The sequence below is a fragment of the Streptomyces sp. NPDC044921 genome, assembly GCF_056432865.1.
Genome location: NZ_JBWKIF010000002.1, coordinates 386,125 through 410,136 on the forward strand (window position 1 = coordinate 386,125; position 24,012 = coordinate 410,136).

13 protein-coding genes are annotated in these 24,012 nt (G+C 75.0%); 8 read left to right on the forward strand and 5 right to left on the reverse strand.

From position 1 onward, the window contains the following. Position 1: 1 nt before the first annotated feature. Entirely contained in the window at positions 2-1,513 is a 1,512-nt protein-coding gene (locus AC07DA_RS04455; protein WP_479124479.1) for a HEAT repeat domain-containing protein, read from the forward strand. 232 nt (positions 1,514-1,745) lie between these two features. Next, on the forward strand, positions 1,746-1,985 hold the full coding sequence (locus AC07DA_RS04460) for a hypothetical protein (RefSeq protein ID WP_479124480.1): 240 nt from the start codon (positions 1,746-1,748) through the stop codon (positions 1,983-1,985). 106 nt (positions 1,986-2,091) lie between these two features. Here the strand turns inward: AC07DA_RS04460 and AC07DA_RS04465 are convergent, their stop codons facing one another. The 4 genes from AC07DA_RS04465 to AC07DA_RS04480 all read right to left on the reverse strand — a co-directional run bounded on the left by AC07DA_RS04465 (position 2,092) and on the right by AC07DA_RS04480 (position 7,478). After that, positions 2,092-2,769, reverse strand: a complete 678-nt coding sequence (locus AC07DA_RS04465) for an acetoacetate decarboxylase family protein (protein WP_479124482.1) — start codon at positions 2,767-2,769, stop codon at positions 2,092-2,094. A gap of 57 nt (positions 2,770-2,826) precedes the next feature. Beyond that, positions 2,827-5,031 (reverse strand): protein translocase subunit SecD, encoded by a 2,205-nt coding sequence (gene secD, locus AC07DA_RS04470; RefSeq protein WP_479124484.1) that lies wholly within the window; start codon positions 5,029-5,031, stop codon positions 2,827-2,829. Between the two features lie 807 nt (positions 5,032-5,838). Continuing rightward, positions 5,839-6,522 (reverse strand): response regulator, encoded by a 684-nt coding sequence (locus tag AC07DA_RS04475; RefSeq protein WP_479124485.1) that lies wholly within the window; start codon positions 6,520-6,522, stop codon positions 5,839-5,841. A 2-nt stretch (positions 6,523-6,524) separates the two neighbouring features. Then, entirely contained in the window at positions 6,525-7,478 is a 954-nt protein-coding gene (locus tag AC07DA_RS04480; protein ID WP_479124487.1) for a HAMP domain-containing sensor histidine kinase, read from the reverse strand. Between the two features lie 412 nt (positions 7,479-7,890). Between AC07DA_RS04480 and AC07DA_RS04485 the strand changes: the two genes are divergently transcribed. Together AC07DA_RS04485 and AC07DA_RS04490 are read left to right on the forward strand one after the other, a co-directional pair. Continuing rightward, positions 7,891-8,202 (forward strand): TraR/DksA family transcriptional regulator, encoded by a 312-nt coding sequence (locus AC07DA_RS04485; protein WP_479124488.1) that lies wholly within the window; start codon positions 7,891-7,893, stop codon positions 8,200-8,202. Positions 8,203-8,249: 47 nt separating this feature from the next. Then, positions 8,250-8,624 (forward strand): TraR/DksA family transcriptional regulator, encoded by a 375-nt coding sequence (locus AC07DA_RS04490; RefSeq protein ID WP_479124490.1) that lies wholly within the window; start codon positions 8,250-8,252, stop codon positions 8,622-8,624. 225 nt (positions 8,625-8,849) lie between these two features. Here AC07DA_RS04490 and AC07DA_RS04495 read toward each other — a convergent pair whose 3' ends face one another. Continuing rightward, positions 8,850-9,656 carry a restriction endonuclease gene (locus tag AC07DA_RS04495; protein WP_479124492.1) on the reverse strand — a complete coding sequence of 269 codons (807 nt, stop codon included), beginning with the start codon at positions 9,654-9,656 and terminating at the stop codon, positions 8,850-8,852. A 237-nt stretch (positions 9,657-9,893) separates the two neighbouring features. On the opposite strand from AC07DA_RS04495, the gene AC07DA_RS04500 reads away from it, so the two are divergent. From AC07DA_RS04500 to AC07DA_RS04515, 4 genes are all read left to right on the forward strand, one after another. Further along, complete coding sequence (locus AC07DA_RS04500; protein ID WP_479124494.1) at positions 9,894-11,177, forward strand: MFS transporter; 1,284 nt, start codon at positions 9,894-9,896, stop codon at positions 11,175-11,177. Next, positions 11,174-14,602: a type I polyketide synthase gene (locus tag AC07DA_RS04505; protein WP_479124496.1), complete on the forward strand. Its 3,429-nt coding sequence runs from the start codon at positions 11,174-11,176 to the stop codon at positions 14,600-14,602. Before AC07DA_RS04500 ends, AC07DA_RS04505 begins: the two co-directional genes overlap by 4 nt. Positions 14,603-14,652: 50 nt before the next feature. Then, on the forward strand, positions 14,653-22,260 hold the full coding sequence (locus AC07DA_RS04510; protein WP_479124717.1) for a MupA/Atu3671 family FMN-dependent luciferase-like monooxygenase: 7,608 nt from the start codon (positions 14,653-14,655) through the stop codon (positions 22,258-22,260). Between the two features lie 168 nt (positions 22,261-22,428). Further along, positions 22,429-23,634: a glycoside hydrolase family 64 protein gene (locus AC07DA_RS04515; protein ID WP_479124498.1), complete on the forward strand. Its 1,206-nt coding sequence runs from the start codon at positions 22,429-22,431 to the stop codon at positions 23,632-23,634. Positions 23,635-24,012: the final 378 nt, after the last annotated feature.

Consider the following 24,012-nt stretch of genomic DNA (forward strand, 5'->3'; position numbering starts at 1 on the left):
CATGGGGACGGACCATCAGATCGCCTTCTTCCTGCGGGAGTCGGGGGCTCCGGAGCCGGAGCGGCGCGCGGCGGCGGTGAAGGGCCTGGGCAGACGGGGCGGGGCCGAGCACGTCCCCGTCCTCGCCCGGGCGGCCGCCGACCCGGCGCCACCGGTCCGCGCGGCCGCCGCCCGGGCCCTGGGCCGCCTCGGGCTCGCGCGGGCCGGCCGCGACGTCCTGCCGCCGCTCCTGCGCGACACCGATCCGGGCGTGCGGTGCGGGGCCTGTGTCGCCGCCACCCGGCTCCGTCTCGACGGCCCCGAGGTCGTCGAAGCCTTCGCCCGGCTGCTGTCCGACCCGGACCGCCACGTACGGATCCTCGCCCTGGAGGGACTGGCCGCCCTGGGCGTGCCCGGGGACGCCGCGGCCCTCGCCGCCCTCCTCGGCGATCCCGACTCCGCCGTCTGGGGACGGGCCCGGACCCTGCTGTACGCCTGCGCGGACGACGAGGCCGTGCGCACCGAGGTGATCCGCACCGCCCGCCGGGGCCCGGCCGCCGCCCGCGCCCGAGCCCTGGAAGAGCTGCCGCGGCGGTGCACCGAGCCGCTCCTCGACTCGCTGCTCGACGGCCTGCGCGACCCGTCCCCGCGGGTGCGCGTCCAGGCCGCCCGGCGCCTGTGCGACGTGGCACGACCCCAGGTACAGGACAGCCTGGGGGCGGCCCTGCGGACCGAGCGGGACCCCGAGGTCGCCGCCGCCCTGCTGGAAGGCCTCAGCGACCGGGCCGACAAACGCCTGAGCGGACCTGCGGCGCACTGGCTGCGCGACCCCGTCGCCGGGCCACCGGCCGCCCGGCTGCTGGGCGCCCTGGACACGGGCACGGCCGCCGCACACCTGCGCACCGCCCTGGCCGACACGACGGTCCCCGCCCGCACCCGGGCCGCCTGCGCCACGGCCGTCGGATCCGGCGGCCGTTGGGACGCGGTGTGGCTGCTGCTGCCCCTCCTGGACGACCCCGACGACGACCTGCGCGCCGGGGCCCTCGACGGGCTGGAGCACCTCGTCGGGAACGGCCTGCGCCCCTGGGAGCGGCACCCCGTGGCCTGGGCCCTCTCGGCCCACCTGGAGTCCGACGCCCGGTACGTGTGGCGCACCCGCAACGCACTGTGGGGCCTCACCCAGGCACTCCCCGCCGTACGGCGCCTGGCGGACACCGCCGGCTCCGGCGAGGTCCGGGCCGCCGCGCTGTCGCTCCTCGACGGCGGCGACGCGACCGACCCGCACACCCGGCACGACGTACGGCGCTTCCTGCGGGGCCTGGACGACCCGCACGAGCGGGCCCGTTACGAGGCCGTGCGCGGTCTGCGGCGCTGGGTGGACGCCAACGGATCGTGGCCACCGGGCGCCGAGCACGCCCGGGGCCGGCTGGCCGCCCTCACCGCGGACACCTCACCCCGTCTGCGGGACGCCGCGACCGCCCTGCTCGCCGCGCTGGACAGCGGCCCCGGCACCCGCCGGTCCGGTCCGGGGTGAGGGCGCGCGGAACCGTCGCCCGCACCGGCGATGTCCGTCCACGTACCGGCGGACACGGCGTGTCGCCCGCGTGACCGGTCCGGCGCCCTCGTCCAGGCGGCCCGGGGCGCCGACGCTGTCCTGGCCGCCGGGGCCGTGACGCCGCTGGGCCGCGCCATCAGGAGGGCCCGCGCCTGCCCGGCCTCGGCCTGTTCCCGCAACCCCACCACCCCACCGGGGAGTTCGCGCCCCGATGCTCGGCGGACGCTCCCTGGGGGGCACCGCGGCCGACCGCCTCGGCGGACTGGCCGTCACCGCCGCCGTCGAACTGGCGGTGCCGCGCCCCCGGGACCGGCGGCCCGCACCGGACATGGCCGGGTACTGGTGGTCCTACGACACGCGCCGACTGCCCGCGGAACCGGAGGAGTTGCTCGCGGCCGGGCCCGCACCCGGGAGCTGGTCCGGCGGCTGCCCGAAGAGGAGGGCGTGGTAACGGACCTGACCGCGCTGGACCGACGGGCAACCGTGCGCCGACCGCCCGGACACGGCACACCGGCCGGCGGCCTGGACCGGTCTCCCGGGCACCGCGCACCGGCTGTTCAGGAGCACCCGCCGGCTGGGCCCACGGTCATGCGGAAGTCACGGACCGAAGCCGCCGCGGCTCTCCGGCCGTCGAGGAAGGCGAGCGGCCCGCCGGGCACGGCCGTCAGGCGTGCCCGCCCCAGCCGGGCGCGCCCCGACAGCCGCAGCGGCACCTCGCAGGTCCCGTGCGCGGGGTGCGGCTGCAGCAGCCTGCCGCGCACGGGCAGGCGGCCCGGCAGGGGCAACAGGTCCCGGTGCAGCCCGGTCACCACCGGATCGGGTCCGTCCCCGGCACGCTCCACGACCATGCGGGTGCGCACCGCGGCCCGGCCCGGGCGCGACGGGGGCGCGGTCGCGGGCCCGAAGACGAAGGACCCGAACTCCTTGGGGATGCCCCACAGCGTGCGGCCGCCGTCCCGGGAGCGTTCGTCGTCCACCCATACCTCGACCGCGCACGCCGCCGGGCCCCGCCGGTCCCGCACCGCCAGGGCGACCAGCAACTCCCGGTACGCCAGCGTCCCGCCCGGCCGGTAGTCCACCCAGAAGGTCACCACCAGGCAGGACCGCCCCAGCCGCAGGGGACGCACCCCTGGAGGCAGCCGCCAGTCGGGCACCTCCCGCAGGGGCACCGGCCAGAGCGCCGTGAACATGTCGCCTCGCAGGTGCCACGGCTCCGGGGGAAAGGACTCGGTCACGGGGTTGCCTTCCGTCGTTGGCGACCATGCCGACGCCGTACGGGTACCCGCCACCGGTCAACCGGAGCGGGAACGCCGCCGCCCGAGCAGGACCGCGAGCGGAGCGGCCGTGAAGACCGACGAGTACGTGCCGACGGCGATGCCGATGAGCAGCGCCAGGGCGAAGTCGGTCAGCGAGGACCCGCCGAGCACGGCGAGGGCGGTGAGGACCAGCGCGGCCCCCACGCCCGTGTTCACCGTGCGGGGCAGGGTCTGCAGGATCGCCGGGTTCACCGCGTCGGCCCAGCTCTTGTCCCGGTGGCGCCCGGCCAGCTCCCGGACGCGGTCGAAGAGGATCACGGAGTCGTTGACCGAGTAACCGACGACGGTGAGGAGGGCCGCCAGGAACACGCCGTCCAGAGGCTTGCCCAGCCAGGCGAAGACGCCCACGAGGATCACCACGTCGTGGGCGAGGGCGGCGACCGCGGCGGTGCCGAACACCCAGCGGAACCGGACCGCGAGGTACAGCAGCTGGGCACCCAGGGCGACGGCGAGGGCGACCAGGGCGTTGCGGCGCAGTTCCTCACCCAGGCTGGGGCCGACGAGTTCGTCGCGGACCTTCTCCGCCCCGCCCGCCAGCTCCCGCACGGCCGCGGTGACCTTCGCCTCCTGTGCGTTGCCCATCGGCTCCGTGCGCACCGTCAGGCCCGTCGCGTCGGAGGACTGTACGACGGCCCGCGGGAATCCGGCGTCGGCCAGAGCGGTCCTGACCCGGTCGGTGTCGACGGGGGAGGACGTCGCGTACTCGACGAGGCGGCCCCCGGTGAACTCCACGCCGAGGTCGACCCCGCGCACGATCGTGCCCGCTCCGGCCAGGACGAGCACGGCGGCGCCGACGGCCAGCCAGCGGCGCGGGCGGCGCCTCAGCTGCGGGTCGCGCCGGGTGAGGCGGTCGCGGACGGCACCCGTGGCCGCGATGCCGGTGAGACCGGGGGAGCGGCGTACCCGGGGGCGGCTCGCGGCGAACTCGGCGAGCACCCGGGTGATCACCAGGGCGCTGAACATGGAGGCGAGCACCCCGATGCCGAGGGTGACGCCGAAGCCCCGCACCGGTCCGGAGGCCAGGAAGAACAGCAGCGCGGCCGCGATCAGCGTGGTGGTGTTGGAGTCGGCGATCGCGCTGAGGGCGTTGCGGAACCCGGCGGCGAGTGCGGAGCGGGCGCTGGGGCGGCGACCGGCCGTGTACTCCTCGCGGGCCCGTTCGAAGACCAGCACGTTGGCGTCCACGGCCATGCCGATGGCCAGCACGAACCCGGCCAGCCCGGGCAGGGTGAGGGCGGCGCCGAGCGCGGCCAGGGCGGCGTAGGAGACGAGGCCGTAGCAGGCCAGGGCGAGCACGGCAAGCAGGCCCATCAGCCGGTAGACGACGATCACGTACAGCGCGGTCAGGGCCGTGCCGATGGCGGCGACCCAGGCGCTCGCGGCGATCGCCTCGGCGCCGAGGGTGGGGCCGACGGTGCGCTGCTCGACGGTCTCGACGGGCACGGGCAGGGCGCCGCCGTTGATGAGCAGGGACAGTTCCCGGGCCTCGTCCGGACCGAAGGATCCCGTGATCTGCGTGGCGCCGTCGCGGATGCCGCTGCCGCAGGACAGGGAGGGGTCGACCTGGGGAGAGGAGACGATCTTGTCGTCGAGGACGATCGCGATCCGCCGCGCGGGGTCGCCCACAGGGTGGCAGGCGGCCTTGCCGGTCAGGCGGGCCCAGCGGTCACGGCCCGCGTCCTCGAAGTCCACGGTGACGTGCCACCCGGCGCCGCCCCGGTCGTCGAAGCGGGCGGCGGCCTCCTCGACGTGCTCGCCGGTCAGGGCCGCGGGTCCGAGGCGCAGCGGTGTGCCGGACTCGTCGGGCAGCGTGCGGGAGGCACCGTCCCCCGCCGCGGGAACGGGGTGGAAGGTGAGCTGCGCGGTACGGCCCAGGACCTCGGCGGCCTCGCGCGGGTCCTGCACTCCGGGCAGTTCCGCGATGATCCGGTTCTCGCCGGAGCGGACGAGGGTGGGTTCGGCGATGCCGAGCGCGTCGATACGGCCGCGCAGCACCTCCAGGGTGCGGTCGGTGGCCTCGCGGTCGGCCCCGGCGGCCGGGGTGGAGCGGGTCTCCAGCACGATCTGCGTACCGCCGCGCAGATCCAGCCCCAGGCGGACCGGCACGGTGACGGCGACGCACAGCGATACGGCCAGCAGGGCGAGGGCGAGCAGGGCCCTCACCCGGGCGGAACGGGTCACGACAAGCCTCCGGTGGGCGCACCCGGGCACGGGGGACGCGGCCGGGCGCTGTCAGGAAGAAGGAAAGGCAGAAGGAAAGCGAGAAGGAAGGGGAGCGTCGGGTGCCGGAGGACGCGGGGGTGCCCGTTCGAGGCCGGGGGCCGCCGGTGGCGGGGAGGCGGGCGCGGCAGCCGGTACGCCGGGCAGCGTTCCGACGCCCGCGGGCGGTACGGCCGTCCGCCGCGCGCAGGCGTGCGGGTGGCAGCGCGGGGCGGGGTGCTCGCCCTGCGACTCCTGCCGGGCCGCGGCCCGGGCCGCGCAGACACCGTCGCAGCCGTCGGCGACGCGCGACCCGGCATCCCGGTCGGCGGCCGCTGCCGGGGTGGAGCCGGGCGCCGGGCTGGCGCCCGGACCGGACGCCGCAACGGTCGCCGGGCCGGGGGGTGGGTTGGGTGCTGCAACGGTCGCCGGGCCGGCGGGCGGATTGGGTGCTGCAACGGTCGTCGGACCGCTGGCCGGATTGGATGCCGCAACGGTCGTCCGGCCGGTGGCCGGACCGGATGCCGCAACGGTCGTCGCACCAGTGGCTGGACCGGATGCGGGACCGGGTGTCGCACGGGTCGCCGGACCGGGCGTGTGACCGGTGGTGAGGCCGGACGTGTCGCCGGTGGTCGGGCCGGGCGTGTGACCGGTGATCTGACCCGGCGTGTTGCCGGTCGGTGAAGCGTGTGGGGTGCCGGTGAGCGGCGCGGTCGGCAGCGTCAGGGCGACGATCGCCAGCAGCGCGACGAGGAAGGCCCGGCAGCGCCGCCGGGAGGTGGGTTCCACCTAGGGTTCGATCAGTCCGGCGCGGATGGCGTAGCGGGTGAGCTCCAGGCGGTCGCGCAGGCCCAGTTTCTGCAGCAGGTTGGCGCGGTGCCGCTGGACGGTCTTGACGCTGATGAACAGCAGGTCGGCGATCTCCTTGGACGAGTGCCCCTCGGCCACCAGCTTCAGCACCTCCTCCTCCCGGGGCGTGAGCACCTGGTCGGGGGTCTCCTCGCCGTGCCGGGCCCGGTCCAGGTAGTTGCGGATCAGCGCGGTGACGGCACCCGGGTACAGGAAGGGCTCGTCCCGGACGGCCGCCCGGCACGCGGCGACCAGGTCCCGGTCCGCGACGGACTTCAGCACGTAGCCGCAGGCTCCCGCCTTGAGGGCCTGGAAGAAGTACTGCTCGTTGTCGTGCATGGTGAGCATCAGGATCCGCAGGCCCGGCTTGCGGGCGGCCAGCTCGCGGGCGGCCTGCAAGCCGGTCAGGCGCGGCATGGCGATGTCGAGCACCGCCAGGTCGACCTCGTGGGTCCGGGCCAGCTCCACGGCCTCGGCGCCGTCGCCGGCCTCGGCGACCACGTTCAGGTCCGGTTCCTGCTGGAGGATGAGCCGCACCCCGCGCCGGACCAGGGCATGGTCGTCGGCGAGCAGGATGCGGATCGTGCCGGTCCCCGTCTCGGCGGGCGTCATGGTCTCGGTCATGGTCAGAGCTGCTTCCTGGGAACGGGTGCGGTGAGCCGGACGCTGGTGCCGGCGCGCGGCGCCGGGGTGATGTCGAGACTGCCGCCGATCAGCAGGGCCCGCTCGCGCATCCCGCGCATCCCGGCGCCCTCGCGGGGGGCCTCGATGCCGCGGCCGTCGTCGGTGACGGTCAGCTCCACACGGCCGGCGGCGTGCCGCAGGGCGACGGTGACGCGTTCGGCGTCCGCGTGCCGGGCGGCGTTGGTGAGCGACTCCTGGGCGACGCGGTAGAGGACCAGCTCCGTCTCCGGCGCCAGGACGGGCAGGTCGGTGTCGAAGCGGCGGGTGACCTGCATCCGGGTGTGGGTGGCGAAGTCCTCGGTCAGCGAGGTGATCGCACTGACCAGACCCAGGTCGTCCAGCACTCCGGGGCGCAGCCGGCGCACCAGGCGGCGGACCTCGTCCAGCGACTGCCGGGTGATCTCCTGCACCTCGTGCAGCTCCGCGCGCAGCCCCGGGGGCGCCTCGTCCGCGCTCCGCTTGAGGCCCAGCAGGATCGCGGTCATGCTCTGCCCGACCTCGTCGTGCAGTTCCTGCGCGATACGGCGGCGTTCGGCCTCCTGCGCCAGCAGGGCCCGGGCGCTGCTGGTGGCCCGTTCCTGCTCCAGCCGCTCCAGCATCGCGTTGAAGGTACGGATCACCTCGGGCACCTCGCCGCCCCCCGACACGGGCAGACGCTGGCCCGGGCGGAGCAGATCGACCGTGGTCATCAGCCCCTTGAGCCGGGCCAGGGGTGCCAGGCCGAGCCGCAGCAGGGCCGCGTTGGCGACCAGCATCACGGCGAGACCGACGACCAGGATGACGGCCTCCGTGAGCAGGATCGGCACGGACACCGTCACCGGGGCCCACAGCAACAGCGCCGTGGCCGCGCCGAGCACCAGGGCGTTGAGGGCGAAGATCCGCCAGAACAAGGACACCGGACCTGCGACTCCTCTGCTCACGTGCTCGCCCCGCCGCCGCGGCGGGGTGCCGGCGGGGTGCCGGCGCGACCGGACCTGCGGCCGGCACGGGACGGCGTGCCGCGGCTCTGCGGTACCTCCGCGGCGGGTGCCGGGCCGCCTCGGCGCGGTCCACGCCACGCGGCTGGTTCTCCGCCGCCCCGGCTGGTTCTCCGCCAGCCTGCCCGCTGCCGCACCCCCGCGTCGATGGGGGCCAGCCCCCATTTCCCGGGGGCGTGCCCTACCCACGGCACCCCGCATGGGTCACCGGTCCGGGCGGGAATGGGGCCCGCGCCCGATGGGATCGCGCGGCGGAACGGGCCAGGGTGGAAGGCGACGAGACCACCCACCCGGCGCGGTGTGCCGCCGGGCAGCCGAGAAGAGGACGATCGTGACCCTGGAGGTTCCCCGGGCCGAGCCCGACCCGCACGAAGCCCGTCAGCGCCTGGAGCACGCCCGCACCTCCCGGCTGGCGCAGCTGCAGGCCCTCGACGAGAGCCGGCCGGATCCGGACGACTACCTGCTGTCCGAGCAGAAGACCGCCATGCGGCGGGTGCTCAAGGAGATCGACGAGGCCTTCGGGCGCGTCGAGCGGGGGACCTACGGCACCTGTCTGGGCTGCGGCAAGCCCATTCCCGCGGAACGGCTGGAGATCCTCCCGTACACCCGCCACTGCGTCGCCTGCCAGCGCCGCACCGTCTGACCTCCCGTTTCCGAACTCCTACGCCCTGCGCACGAAGAAGGGGTGACGTGGTGAAGCAGCAGACCGTCGGCCGGAGTGCGCCGCACCTGTCGGCCGAGGACCTCGCGGCCCTGCGCGAGAACCTGCGCGAGCAGCGCCTGTTCCGCCGGGAGCAGCTGCGTCGGCTCGCCGGCCCGGTCGCCTCCCGCGCCGAGCGCCGGCGCGGGCAGCAAGCCTCCGCGCAGCTGGAGGTGAGCGTCAAGCTCGCCGCCTCGGCCCGCATGGTCCTCGCCGACGTGGAAGCGGCCCTGGCCCGCATGGACGCGGGTGTGTACGGCGCCTGCGGCCGGTGCCGGCGCCCCCTCGACCGGGAGCGCCTGATGATCGTGCCGCAGGCCCGCTACTGCGGCCGCTGCCAACAGGCCGGCGGCACGCTGCGCTGAGGGGCCGGGCTCCGCCCCGGGCCCTGGCGGATGCCGGCGACCGGGGCCGCGCGGCTTGCCCGGAGTGCGGGGGAAGGGCCGGGGGCGGTCCGGCGTGCGGGTGAGCGGGGTACGTCGAGAGCGACACCGGCGGGAGTGACACCGGCGGAGGTGACGGCCGGTTCGGCATCGCACCGCGGGTTCCGCCGGGGCCGGGCGCACCGGGCCGCACGCCGGCCGGGTGGTTCACGTCCCCGCGCCGGCCAGGTCCCACCCCGCCGTCCAACCGCCCGGAGCGGTGTCCCAGGGCCGGGGACCGGTGCCGTCCGTCCAGGCCCGCAGGGCCTCCCCGTCCACGCACACGATCCCGCACTGCTCGGCGTACTCCACCGCGGGCGCGGTGAAGTCGCTGGTGGTGACCAGCGCGGCGACATCGGCCTCGTGGACGGTGAAGCACGTGCCGCCGAAACGCTGCAGGTCCTGGGAGCCGACGCGGTGGGAGGGGTCGTAGTGCTTGCACTGGATGACGATCCGCCGTCCGTCGGGGGTGAGGGCCACGACGTCGGCGCCCAGGTCCCCGGCGCCGCCCACGACCTCGACGGCGGAACAGCCGTCCCGTTCGCACAGTGCGGCGACGGCCTCCTCGAACTCCTCGGGCGTCAAAGCGTCGTAGTCGGCGGCGGTTGCGAACTCCTGGGACGCCAGGGCGCCTTGCTCGGCTACGGCCCCGGCCGCCGGGCCCGGAGGGGACTGCCGGAGGGCGTCGAGCTCGTCGGCCGCCTCCCGCGCCGCCTCGTCCAGCGCCGCCGCGGCCCGGCGCGCCGCTCTCGCCACGTGCACCCGGCGCCGTAGTCCGACGAACCCCGCGATCGCCAGCACGGCCAGGACGAACACCCAGGCGGGCCGCCGCTCGGCAGCGTCCGCCACCGTGCGCGCCGCGAGGCCGAGGACGCACACGACCACGGCGAGGAACAGGAAGAACAGCGCGGTCGAGCGCAGGTCGAAGCGGCGCCGGCGGTTCACCGGCGGTATCGGACGCGTGGGTGCGGTCACGGTGTGCCCCCCATTCAGGGATCGATGGAAGATCGTTTCCACCGTCTTCCCAAGATCGGGTCCCGATCCCCTGCCGGAGCGGTCCGAAATCGCCAAAACGCGACCGGAAGTTGTTTGGGCCACCGTCGTGCCTTGAACAGGACTGAACGATTCTGCTTGGGTGGCGGATCAGTGGGGGGCGGCCCGGTCCCGGACCCGTGATGGTCACACCCTTCATGCAGACCAGGGGGAAGGTGCATGAAGTACTTCCGTCTGCTCGTCCTGGGCAACGGCATCTCGGCGTACGGCAGTTACCTCAACATGGTGGCGCTGAACGTCTTCGTCTACGACGCCACCGGCAGCGCGCTCGCCGCCGGCCTGTTCATGGCCGTACGCCTGGCGACCAGCGTCGTCTCGGGCTGGATCAGCGGACGGCTCGTCTCGGTCCACGACCGCAAGCGCCTGATGGTGGGCGCCGATCTGTGCCAGGCCGTGGCCCTGCTGAGCCTGCTGCTCGCCCCCGACGGCGTGCGCCCCGGACTGCTCTACGCCCTGGCCGTGGTGACGGGCGGCTGCTCCACGCTCTCCCAGGTCGCCCTGCGCAGCAGCATCCCGGAGATCGTCGGAGCCGAGCACCGGGTCCGGGCCAACGGGCTGCTGGTGACGGGACGTTCGCTCGCCATGATCGCCGGCTTCGCCTCCTCGGGCGTGGTGGTGGCGCAGCTCGGCTACACCGCCGCGTTCGCCCTGGACGCCGCGACGTTCCTGGTCTCCGCGACCATGCTGTTCCTGCTCCCGGTCCGCACCCGCGCGGCCGACGACCCGGCGGGCGGCGGGCCCGCCCGGGCCTCCGGCGCCGCCCGCTGGACGGTCCGGATGCTGCTGGGCACGGCCCCGCTGCTGATGGCGATGATCGCCCTCCGGGCGGTCGACGGACTGGGCTCCTCCTCCCACAACGTGGCCCTGCCCCTCTACTCCAGCAGCCTCGACCCCGACCATCCGGCCACCTTCATCAGCCAGTTCTGGGCCACGTGGGCCATCGGCAACATCGTCGCCCAGCAGGTGATCGGCCGGGTCACCCGGAAGACCGGGCGGACCCCCGGGGAGCGGGCGTTCGCGCTCGGCGCCTGTGTGATGTCGGCCGGGTTCATCGTGGTCTTCAGCGGCCTGCCGACCGTGCCCGCCGTCATCGCGGCGCTCGTCGCCGGAGCCGCCGACGGCTTCACCGAAACCGTCTACGTGTCGCGGCTGCAAAGCGCCCCCGACGAGCAGCGCGGCCGTCTCTTCGGGCTCTCCGCCTCCGCCGAGAACACCGGCTTCGGTCTGGGCATGCTGGTCAGCGGCGCCCTCCTGGAGCGCTTCTCGCCACTGCAGGTGGTGGCCGCCTTCCACGGGCTCGCGATCGTCCTGTGCGCGGGGCTGCTCCTGCTGCTGATCCTCCGGGGCAGGCGCACACCCGCCCCGCCCGCGGACGAACCGGCCGCCGGTGAACGGCCCGGCGTCGCCACCCCGCCCGGTGCGACCGAAGGGAGCGACCGATGACCACGACGGTCCCCGACCCCCGTATGGCCGTCATCGGCATGGCCTTCCGGCTGCCCGGCGCGGACACGCCCGAGGACCTCTGGCGGATCGTCCGGGACGGCACCGACTGCATCACCCGCTTCACCGACGAGGAACTGGCCGCCGCCGGTGTCCCGGCCGAGGAGTACGGGGCCGAGGACTTCGTCGGGGCCTCCGGGATCCTGGACGACCTCGCCGGCTTCGACGCCCGGCACTTCGCGATGAGCCCGCACGAGGCCCGGATCACCGACCCCCAGCAGCGCCTGTTCCTGGAATGCGCCCAGCACGCTCTGGAGAACGCCGGCTACGCGCGGGAACGGAACGGCACCCGCATCGGCGTCTACGCCAGCACCGGCTACCACCTCTACACCCTGCAGAACTACCTGCTGAACAACGTCCTGCCCAGCCGCCCCCCGTCCGACTGGCCCAGTGGCATGCAGACGATCGTCGGCAACTACGCCGACTTCACCGCCACCCGCGTCGCCTACCGCCTCGGCCTGACCGGACCCGCCGTCAACGTCCAGACCGGCTGCTCCAGTTCCCTGGTCGGGGTGCAGGCCGCCGCCCAGGCGCTGCTCATGGACGACTGCGACCTCGCCCTCGTCGGCGCCACCGCGGTCCACGTCCCGCAGGTCCTGGGCTACCGCTACGTCAAGGGCTCGATCCTGTCCAGGACCGGCCGGCTGAGGGCCTTCGACGCGGGCGCCGACGGCACCGTGGGCGGCACGGGCGTGCTGGCGATCGTCCTGAAGCGGCTGACCCGGGCCGTCGCCGACGGCGACACCGTGCACGGGGTCGTCCTCGGCTGGGGCATCGCCAACGACGGCGCCGGCAAGAGGGCGTACGCCGCCCCCAGCGCCGACGGGCAGCGCGCCGCCGTCCGGCAGGCCCTGCGGCGCGCCGGTGTCGGCGCGGACACCATCGGCTACCTGGAGACCCACGGCACCGGCACCCTCAAGGGCGACCCGATCGAGTTCGACGGCGCGGTCCGCGCCTACCGCGAGGACACCGACCGCACCGGCTACTGCGCCCTCGGCTCCGTCAAGGCCAACATCGGCCACCTGGACGCGGCCTCCGGACTCGCCGGCCTGGTCAAGGCCCTGCTGGTGCTGCGGCACGGAGTGATCCCGCCGATGGCCAACTTCACCCGGCCCAACCCACTGCTCGACCTGGACCGCAGCCCGTTCTACATCCCCGGCACCGCACGGCCCTGGCCCGCGAGCGACGGGCCGCGCCGCGCCGGCCTCACCTCGCTCGGCGTCGGCGGCACCAACGTCCACCTGGTCCTCGAACAGGCCCCCGAACCGGCGCCCAGGACCGCCACGGCCCCGCCCCCGGACGTCCTGCTCGTCTCGGGCAGCAGCCCGCAGGCCCTCGCCGACAACGCCCGCGCCTTCCGTGACGAGTTACGCCGGCCGTCCGCGCCGCACCCGGCGGACCTCGTCACCACCGCCGCCGTCGGACGCGCCCACGGCCGCCACCGGATCGCGGCCCGCGGCACCACCCCGCACGCCCTCGCCGACGCCCTCGACGACTGGCTCGCCGGCACCGTCCGGGCGCGCGTCACCTCGGGCACGGCACCGGCGGAGGGCCCCCTGCGCGTCGCGTTCCAGTTCACCGGCCAGGGCAGTCAGTACCCCGGCATGGCCGCGGCCCTCCACGCGCGCTTCCCCGCCGTGCGCGAGGTCCTCGACGCCTGCGAGCAGCACCACCACGCCCTCACCGGCGACTCCCTCCTCGCCGCGCTGACCACCGAGCACTCCCCGGACACGCCCGGCGGGGACCCCCTCGCGGACACCGACCTCGCGCAGCCCGCGCTGTTCGCCCTCCAGTGCGCCCTCGTCCGGCTGTGGCACGACACCGGCGTCGCACCGTACGCCGTGACCGGACACAGCGTCGGGGAGTACGCGGCGCTGCACGCCGCCGGAGCCCTGTCACTGGAGGACGGACTGCGCCTCACCACCGCGCGCGGCCGGCTGATGCGGCGGGGCTGCGCTCCCGGCGCGATGGTGGCCGCGCCGCTCGACCGGGCCGCCGCCCTGGCACTGGCCGCCGAGGTCCCCGGACTCGAACCGGCCGTCAGCAACGGCGACCACGCCCAGGTGCTCGGCGGACCCGTCGCGGCCGTCGACCGGGCCTGCGCCCTGCTGGAGGAGCGCGGCACACCGGGGCAGCGGCTGCCGGTGACCCACGCCTTCCACACCGCCCTGATGGAACCGGTGCTGGAGGAGTTCCGGAAGGTTCTCGACGACGTGGAGTTCCGCCCGGTGCGGATCCCGTTCGTCAGCGCCCTGGACGGGGTGGTGCGCCCGCCCGGCTGGATCCCCGGTACGGAGCACCTGCTGCGGCACACCCGCGAACCCGTGCGCTTCGACGAGGCGTTGCGCACCCTCGGTGCTCAAGCGCCGGGCGTGCTGCTGGAGATCGGTCCGCACACCACCCTCAGCGGGCTCGCCCGCCGTGCGCTGCCCGGCGTGACGGCGGTCCCGTCCCTGCGGCGGGGCAGCGCCCTCGACACGCTCTGGGGCGCGGCCGCCGCGCTGCACTGCGCGGGAGCCGACCTCCGCTGGGAGACGCTCCTGGCCGGCAGCGGGGGCAGACGTGTCCCGCTGCCCGGATACCGATTCCAGCACCAGGACCACTGGACCGGGCCGGAGCCGACGGCCCTCAGCACGGGAACAGCAGCGAGAACAGCGAGAGCAGTGAGAAGGGGAGCCGACGTGGTTCAGCAAGAGGCAGCGGTCGGGCGGGTACTGCACGGCATCGTCGAAGCGACCGCCCGGCACCTCGGCGGGGATGTGTCGGCGATCGACCCCGACGCCGACTTCTTCGACCTGGGCGCCGACTCGCTGCAGATGATCAGCGTCCTGCGGGAGCTGGAGCAGCAGTACACGGTCAAGGTGACGATGCGGCAGCTGTTCGAGGAGACCGGCACGCCGCGGCGGCTCGCGGAGTTCATCGTCGCGCGCACGCCGGACACCGCGGCCACGCCCGCGCAGGCGGTGGGGGAGCGGCCCGGGCCGGCGGACACCGCCGCGGACTCCGTGGCGACCGCTGCCGACGCCGTCGCGACCGGGACCGCTGACGGGCAGGCCACGTCCGTCGTCGCCCCGCCGGTTCCCGAGCCCGTGCCTGCCGTCCCGCCCGTTGCCGGGGTCCCGTCGGCGGCTCCGCCCGTCGCCCCGGTGGATCCCGAACCCGCGCGGCCCGTCGTGCCTGCCGCCCCGGCGGGTCCCGAGTACGCCACGCGGCAGGAGCTGGAGGACCTGGCGCAGAAGATCCAGCAGATGTCGCAGATACAGCTGCAGATGATGACCCAGCTCTCCCAGCTGCTCGCGCTCCAGACCGCGGCGGCGACAGCCCAGCTCAACGGCGTCAACGGCCGCAACGGCACGGTGGCCAAGTGAGCAGCGGACTGAACGGCGTGACCGCCGCACTGGACCGGGACCTGGCGGCGATGGCCGAACTCTCCCGGCGCATCACGGAGCAGATGGGCCCGACCGCCGCCCCCGCCCCGGAACCGCCGCGCGTGCACGGACCGCGCGTGTCGGTCACGAGGACCTCCGGCATGGTGAAGGACGCCTCCCCCCACTCCCAGCAGGAACACCTCGCCGGCCTCGTCCGCCGCTACACCGCGAAGACGCCGACCTCCAAGCGGATCGCCCAGCGCTACCGCCGCGTGCTGGCCGACAGCCGGGCCGTCGTCGGCTTCCGCAGCGCCACCAAGGAGATGCTCTACCCGATCGCCGGACGCCGGGCGAGCGGGGCACGCCTGGAGGACGTCGACGGCAACGAGTACGTCGACATCACGATGGGCTTCGGCGTCCTCCTCTTCGGCCACGAGCCGGACTTCGTCACCGAGGCCGTCCGCGAGCACCTCTCCCGCGGCATCCAGCTGGGCCCGCGCAACGTGGAGACCGGCGAGGCGGCGGAACTCCTCGCCGAACTCACCGGACTGGAGCGCGTGGCCTTCGCCAACTCCGGCACGGAGGCGAACTCGGCCGCCATCCGCCTGGCCCGCGCCGCCACCGGCCGCGACAAGATCGTCACCTTCCTCGGCGCGTACCACGGCCACGCCGACAACGTCCTGGGCCGCGCCTCGGGCAGCGGCACCGAGCAGCTCACCGTCCCCGTGTCCCGGGGCATCCCGCACAACGCCGTCTCCGACCTGCTGGTCCTGGACTACGGCAGCGACACCGCCCTGGAGACGATCGCCCGGCACGCCGGCGACATCGCGGCGGTCCTCGTGGAGCCGGTGCAGAGCAGGCACCCGTCGCTGCAACCGGTCGACTTCGTCCGGAAGTTGCGCGAACTCACCCACCGCCACGGCATCGTCCTGCTCTTCGACGAGATGCTGACCGGCTTCCGGCCGGCCCCGCGCGGCGCCCAGGAGCTGTACGGCGTCACACCCGACCTGGCGACCTACGGCAAGCTCCTCGGCGGCGGCTTCCCCATCGGGGCCATCGCGGGCCGTGCCGACATCATGGACGGCGTCGACGGCGGCCACTGGTCCTACGGCGACGACAGCTACCCGCCCGCCGACACGACCTTCTTCGGCGGCACGTACATCCAGCACCCGGTGTCGATGGTCGCGGCCCGTGCCGTACTGACCCACCTCAAGGAGCACAGCCCCCGTCTCCAGGAGCGGCTGAACGCGCGCACCGACGAACTGGCCGCGACGCTCAACGGCTTCTTCGAGGCCGAGGAGTTCCCGCTGCGGATGAGCCACTTCGGCTCCCAGTTCCGCTTCGAGCACCGCGCCGACATGGAACTCCTGTACCACCACCTGATGCTGCGCGGCGTGCACGTGTGGGAGTGGCGCAACTTCTTCCTGTCCACCGCCCACTCGGACGGCGACATCGAGTTCGTGGCCGACGCCGTACGCGAGTCGCTGCGCGAGCTGCGGTCGGCCGGGTTCTTCCCGGGCGGCCGGATCATCGCCCCCGGACCGGCCGCGTCTCCGGCGGCCGCACCGCCACCAGCCGCGTCTGCGGCCACCGCACCGCAACCGGCCCCGGCCCCGGCGGCCGCACCGCAACCGGTCCCGGCCCCGGCGGCCGCACCGCAGTCGGCCGCGCCCACGACCGCCGTACCGAACCCGCCCACGCCCTCGGCCCCACCGAAACCGGCTCCGGCCCCCGAAGCGGCCCCCGCGGCCGCGTCCGAGCCCGTACCCGAACCCGCCCCCGTCGCCTCCATGGCCTGGAACGCCGCCGCCGTGAAGACCGGCTCCCGCCCGGCTCCCGCGGCCGACGCCCCGGCCCGCACCCCCGACTTCAGCGTCTACTTCTTCGGCGACTACCCGCAGGACACCGAGGCGCCCGGCCACGGGCAGTACGAACTCCTCATGGACGTCGCCCGGTTCGCCGACCGGCACGGCTTCCACGCGCTGTGGATGCCCGAGCGCCACTTCCACTCCTTCGGCGGTCTCTTCCCCAACCCGGCGGTGCTCGCCGCCGCGCTGTCCCGGGAGACGGAGCGCATCCGCCTCAACGCCGGTTCGGTCGTCCTGCCGCTCCACGATCCGATCCGGGTCGCCGAGGAGTGGTCCATGGTCGACAACCTCTCCGGCGGACGCGTCGGCATCGGCGTCGCGAGCGGCTGGAGCGCCAACGACTTCGTCTTCTTCCCCGACCGGTTCGGCCGCCACAAGGAGCTGATGTACGAACAGGTCGAGGAGGTGCGGAAGTTCTGGCGCGGACAGAGCCTGCGCCGGGCCGGTGGTGACGGCGAGACCGAGGTCCGCCTCTTCCCGCGGCCGGTGCAGGACACCCCGCCCCTGTACACCGCCGTCGTCGGCAACCCCGCCTCCTTCGAGCTCGCCGCCCGCCACGACCTGGGCGTCGTCACCAACCTGATGACCCAGACGGTGGAGCAGCTCGCCGACAACATCGCCCGCTACCGGCGCACCCGCGCCCGGCACGGCCTGGACCCGGACGCCGGGCGGGTGGCCGTCCTGCTGCACACCTACCTCGCCGGGGACCACGACACCGCGCGCACGGAGGCGTACGAGCCGCTGTCCCGCTACATGCGGGCGTCCCTGTCCGTGTTCAGCGGCGTCACCAACAGCCTCGGGCACAGCATCGACCTGGCCGCCCTGAGCGAGGACGACCTGGAGGCGGTCTTCCGCCGGGCCTACGGCCGCTACTGCGACCAGCGCGCCCTGATCGGCACGCCGGACAGCGTCCGTCCGGTCGTGGACGCGGTCACGGCAGCAGGCGCCGACGAGATCGCCGCCCTGGTCGACTTCGGGGTCGACGCCGACCGGCTGCGCGACGGACTGCCGCGCCTGGACGCGCTCCGCCGCCACTACGGCCGCGGGGACAGGGCCGGTTCTCCGCCCCGGGCCGCCGCGCCCGCCCGGTCCGCGGCCCCCGCCGACGCCCCCTTGTCGCCGGGCCAGGAACGCATCTGGTTCCTGGAGCGCCTGCTGCCCGGACGCACCGCCTACAACGAGGTCAAGGCGATCCGCCTGGAAGGCCCGCTCGACGTGACCGCCCTGCGCGCGGCCCTGCGCGGCCTCGTCGCCCGCCACGAGGGCCTGCGCACGGTCTTCGAGGTGCGGGGGGACGAGCCGCGGCAGGTCGTACGGGCCTCGGCGGAGCCCGACTTCGAGGTCGTGGACGCCACCCACGCGCCCGAGGCCACCCTGCGGGAGGTCCTGTCGGCGGAGAGCGGCCGCCGTTTCGACCTCGCGCACGGCCCGCTGTTCGTGACCCGGCTGGTCAGGACCTCCGAGACGGAGCACGTGCTCGTCCTGTCCCTGCACCACATCGTGATCGACGCGGCGTCGGCCACCGTCCTGGCCCGCGACCTGTCGGCCCTCTACCGGGCCGAACGTGACGGGACACCACCCGAACTCCCGGCCCTCACCTGGACCTGCGCGGACCACGCCAGGGAACTGGCCGCGTCCGCGCACGGCCCGGAGACCGAGCGGGAGCTGGCGTACTGGCGCGCCACCCTCGGCGGCGAGCTGCCCGTCCTCGCGTTGCCCACCGACCGGCCGCCCCCCGCCACCATGACCTCCCACGGCCGGGCCGCCTTCCACACCCTGGACCCGGAACTCTCCCGACGGCTGCGGGAGCTGAGCCGCGCCCGGCGCGGCACCCTGTTCATGACCCTGCTCGCCGGATACGCGGCCATGCTGCACCGGGTCACCGGCCAGACCGACATCGTCGTGGGCACCCCGTTCTCGGACCGGCCCGAACGGGCCGAGCACCTGCTCGGGTTCTTCGTCAACACCCTCGCCCTGCGCCTGGACGTGTCCGGCGACCCGGCGTTCGCCACCCTGCTCGACCGGGTGCGCACGGCCGCCCTCGACGCGTACGACCACGCGCGCGTGCCCTTCGAGCGGGTGGTGCGCGAACTCGCCCCGCCCCGGGCGGTCGACCGGACGCCGGTCTTCCAGACGTTCGCCGAGTTCCAGCGTGCCGAACCGTTCCGCTTCGACCTGCCCGGCATCCAGGCCACCCCGCTGGACGCCGGGCCCGACAAGTCCCTGACGGACCTCACCGTCTACTTCACCGACCAGCCGGACGGCATCCGCTGCCATCTGGAGTACAACACCGACCTGTTCGACCGGCACACCGTCGACCGGTTCTTCGCGACGTTCCGGGACCTCCTCACGGCGGCGGCGGACACGCCCGAGGCGCCGCTGTCGCGGCTCGCGCCGGACACCGCCGAGCCCGCGGCCGGGGGAGACCCCGGCGAGGGGGATCCCGTCGGCATGGATCCCGTCGAGGCGGGTCCGGTCGAGGCGGGTCCGGTCGAGGCGGATCCCGTCGAGGGTCTCGTCGAGGGAGATCCCGTACCGCCGTGGTTCCGGCGCGGCCCGGTCCGCCCGCCCGCGGACACCACCGTCCACGCCCTCGTCGCCCGGCGGGCCGCCGCCCGGCCGGACGGCACCGCGGTGATCAGCGGCGACCGCCGCCTGACCTACCGAGAGCTGGACGACCAGGCCGAGCGGCTGGCCGCCGCCCTGCGCGAACAGCACACGCCGGGTGACGACGGTGGGCGGTTCGCGGACGCCGACCCGCCCGGCCGCGCCGCACCCGTCGACGTCGAAGTCGACGTCGACCTGCCGACGGTGGCGCTGTGGCTGCCGCGCTCCACCGACCTCGTCGTCGCCATGCTCGCCGTGCTGAAGGCGGGCCGCGCCTACGTGCCGCTCGACCCGTCCCTGGGCCGGTCCCGGGCCGAGCAGGTCATCGCCGAGTGCGGGGCCCGGATCGTGGTGGCGACGCGCGAGACGGCCGCCGCCCTGACGCTGCCCGGGGGAGTGACCGTGCTGACGCCCGACGCGACCGCGCGCCGGACGCCGGGCACCGCCGCACCCGCCACCGGCCCGGGCTCCGCCTGCTGCGTCCTGTACACGTCCGGCAGCACCGGAACCCCCAAGGGTGTCGTGGTGCCCCACCGCGGCGTCGTCGACCTGTGCGCCTGGCAGCACCGGCGCTTCGCCCTCACCCCGGCCGACCGCAGCGCGGTCGTGTGCAGCCAGAGCTTCGACGCCTCCCTGCTGGAGATCTGGCCGGCGCTCACGGGAGGCGCGTCGGTCACGATCGCCGGCGACGACCTGCGCAGGGACCCCCTCGCGCTGGCCCGCTGGTACGCCGAGCAGGACGTCACCTTCTCCATCCTCCCCACCGCCCTCGGCGAACAGCTGCTGCGCCTGCCCCCGCGCGACCAGCCGCCGCTGCGTCACCTGCTGCTCGGCGGCGACGTCCTGCGCACCCGGCCGCGGCCCGAGGCGCCGTACGAGACGGTCAACGTGTACGGGCCCACCGAGACCACCGTGCTGTGCACCACCGCGACGGTCGCCCCGCAGGGCTCCCGGGACGCCCGGCCGATCCCGATCGGACGCCCCGTCGACAACGTGACGGTGAGCGTGCTCGACCCCGCCGGGCGCCCGGTGCCGGTCGGCACCGTGGGGGAGCTGTACGTCGGCGGCCCCGGGGTCGCCCTCGGCTATCTGGGCCGCCCCGAGCTCACGGCCGAGCGCTTCACGCCGGACCCGGACGGGGCCCCGGGCGCCCACGCGTACCGCACCGGAGACCTGGTCCGCTGGACAGCGCAGGGGACGCTGGAGTTCTGCGGCCGGGCCGACGACCAGGTGAAGATCCGGGGCTTCCGGGTCGAGCCGGAGGAGGTCTCCCGCGTCCTCAACTCCCTGGACGCCGTGCGCGACGCGGCCGTCCTGGCCCGCCGCGACGCCCATGGCGAGGCCTACCTGGCCGCCTACGCGGTCCCCGCCGATCCGGTCGGCGCGACGGCCGACGACCGGCAGGCGTGCGCCGACCTGCTGGCCGGGGAACTGGCGGACCGCCTGCCGGAGTACCTGGTGCCGCGCGCCTGGCGGATCCTGCCCGCCCTGCCGGTGACCGGCAACGGCAAGCTGGACCGCTCCGCCCTGCCGGCCCCCGACCTCGTCTCGACGGCGGCGGCCCCCCGGCCGGGCCCCGCCACCGGTGATGGGCCGGCGGGTCGTCCGACGGACGTCGAACGGCGCGTACGGGCGCTGTGGGCGGCCGAGTTCGGCGTCGAGCCGGGCGCCCTGGCCGCGGACACGTCCTTCTTCGACCTGGGCGGTCACTCCATCACCGCGATGCGCCTGGTCAACCGGGTCCGCGAGGAGTTCGGCACCGAGTACCCGATGCTGAGCTTCTACCAGGAGCCCACCCTGCGGGCCATGACGGCCCATCTGACCGAGGCGGCGGGTACGGCGCCGGACACCCGGGCCGAGCCCGACGACGGCCTCCCCGCCGCGGTGGAGCGACGGGCACCGGCCACGCTCCAGCAGGCGCGCTTCGCCTCGGTGCACGCCGACCACCGGCTGCCGCAGGTCTTCAACGTCGCCCTGCGGATCACCCTCACCGGCACCCTGGACGTACCGGCCCTGCGCACGGCCCTGACCCGGCTCGTCGAACGGCACGAGGGACTGCGCACCCGCCTGGCCCCGGTCGCGGACGGCTGGGAGCAGCAGGTCCTGCGGCCGGGCCCGGTGCCCCTGCCGCTGGAGGACCTCACCGCACGGCCCGCGCACGAACGCCGGGCCGCCCTGGACCGGGCGAGCGCGGAGGCCGCCGGGACACCCGTCGATCCCACCCGTGGGACGCCGATGACCCTGCGCCTGCTGCGCACCGGCGACGACACCTGGGTGCTGCTCCTGGTCCTGCACCACTCCGCCTGCGACGGCTGGTCGGTCAGCCTGCTGCTGAAGGAACTCGCCGCCCTCTACGGCTCGGCCCGGCGGGGCGAGCCGGACACCCTGCCGGAGGTGGAGTGCCAGCCCGTGGCGTACGCCCGCTGGCAGCGGGAGCAGGCCGACGAGGCGGCCGAGCAACGCAAGGTGGAGTTCTGGCTGCGTGAACTCGACGGCGTGCCCTTCACGGTCGGCCTGCCCCTGGACCGGCCCCGGCCCGCCACGTCGAGCGGCCGGGGCGGGGCCGTGCCCTTCACCGTCCCGGCCGAGGTGCGGGCCGCCGTGGAGCGACTGGCGCGGGAGCGGGGCACGACACCGTTCGTGGTCACGGCGGCGGCCCTGGGCCGGCTGCTCGCGCGGAAGTCCGGCCAGGACGACGTCGTGTTCAACATCTCCTACGCCAACCGTGAGCGCCGCGCGTTCGAGTCCCTGCTGGCCTGCACCGTCACCGGGTTCGCGCTGCCCGTGCGGGACGGGGCCGCCGGTCCCTTCACCACGCTGACGGACCGGATCGCCCGCACGGCGGTGGAGTGCATGGACCACGCCCTGCCGGTGCGCCGGATCGCCCCCGCGCTGCGGGAGCGCACGGGCGCCGAGGTACCGGACCGGCTGGACGTCGGCTTCGCCTACCAGAACTCCCTGGACGCGGAGGTCGAACTGCCCGGCCTGACCACGGCGGTGGAGGACCTGGCCCCCGCCGCCTCGCGGACGGAACTCACCTTCGGCCTCGTCCCGGCCGGGGACGAGCTCCGGGGCTTCGCGGAGTACTCCTCCGATCTGTGGGACCGCGCGACGATCGAGGGCTGGACCCGCGACTACGTGGAGCTCCTGCGCGAGGAGACCGCCCGGGCGGCCGGGGACTGACCCCGGCGGGCACCGTCACCCGGAGGCGCGCCGGCACCGGCGCGCCTCCACGCGGGCCACCCCGGACGGCACCCCGTTCAACTTATTGACAGGTCCGGACCAAAGCGCAACATTGAGAGCGCTCTCAAACACTCCTGGAACGCCCCACTCGTCGAATGGAGACAGAGCGTGCTACGGACACTCGGACACCGGGTCAGAGCCGTGGGCCTGGCCCTGGCCGCGGCCCTCACCGGCTCCCTGCTGGCGACCGGAACGGCCGCACCGGCCCAGGCCGCGGTCCCCGCGACCATCCCCCTCAAGATCACCAACAACTCGGCCCGCGGCGAGCAGGTGTACATCTACAACCTCGGCACGGACCTGGCGTCCGGACGCCAGGGCTGGGCCGACGCCAACGGCACCTTCCACCCCTGGCCCGCGGGCGGCAACCCCCCCACGCCCGCCCCCGACGCCTCCATCCCCGGCCCCGCGGCGGGCCAGTCGACCACCATCCGCCTCCCCAAGTTCTCCGGCCGGGTGTACTTCTCCTACGGTCAGAAACTGGTCTTCAGGCTGACCACGGGTGGCCTCGTCCAGCCCGCCGTGCAGAACCCGACCGACCCCAACCGCAACATCCTGTTCAACTGGTCGGAGTACACGCTCAACGACTCCGGACTGTGGATCAACAGCACGCAGGTCGACATGTTCTCCGTGCCGTACGCGGTCGGGGTGCAGCGGGCCGACGGCACCACCGCGACCACCGGGCGGCTCAGGCCCGGCGGCTACAACGGCTTCTTCAACGCCCTGCGCGGACAGCCCGGGGGCTGGGCCAACCTGATCCAGACCCGTTCCGACGGCACCGTCCTGCGGGCCCTGTCGCCGCTGTACGGCGTGGAGACCGGCGCGCTGCCCGCCAACGTCATGGACGACTACATCAACCGGGTCTGGCAGAAGTACACCACCTCCACCCTGACCGTCACCCCGTTCGCCAACCAGCCGGGCACCAAGTACTACGGCCGCGTCTCCGGCGGGGTCCTGCGCTTCACCAACAGCGCCGGTGCCGTCGTCACCAGCTTCCAGAAGCCCGACGCGTCCTCCGTCTTCGGCTGCCACCGGCTGCTCGACGCGCCGAACGACCAGGTGCGCGGCCCCATCTCCCGCACCCTGTGCGCGGGCTTCAACCGCTCCACCCTCCTGACCAACCCCAACCAGCCCGACACCAACGCCGACGCCTTCTACAAGGACAACGTCACCAACCACTACGCCCGCAAGATCCACGCCCAGATGGCCGACGGCAAGGCGTACGCGTTCGCCTTCGACGACGTGGGACACCACGAATCCCTCGTCCACGACGGCAACCCGCGCCAGGCCTACCTCACCCTCGACCCGCTCAACTGACCTCCCCACCGGCAGGTCGGCGGCCGACCAGCCTGCCCGGAGGCGGGCCGGTCCGAGGTGGCCTCTCCGGCGGCAGGCGGTGGCCGCAGTCCCTCACGCACGACGGGGAGCGGCGGTCCCCGTCCCGCACCGAGGGACCGGAGAGACCGGCGAAGACCCGCCGCACCCCGCGGTACCCCCGCGGTACGCCGGCCCGCCGCCCCGGCGTGATCACCGGCCCCTCCCCGAACGGCACGGACGGTGATCCCGCCGCTCCCCGGTCGGGCCCCCCCCGCGGGGGCCCCCCCGGGGGGGGCGCCCCCCGCCGGGGGGGCCCCCCGCCCCGGGGGGGGGGGGGGGCCGGCCCCGGGGGGGGGGGGGACACCGCGGTGGCCCGGG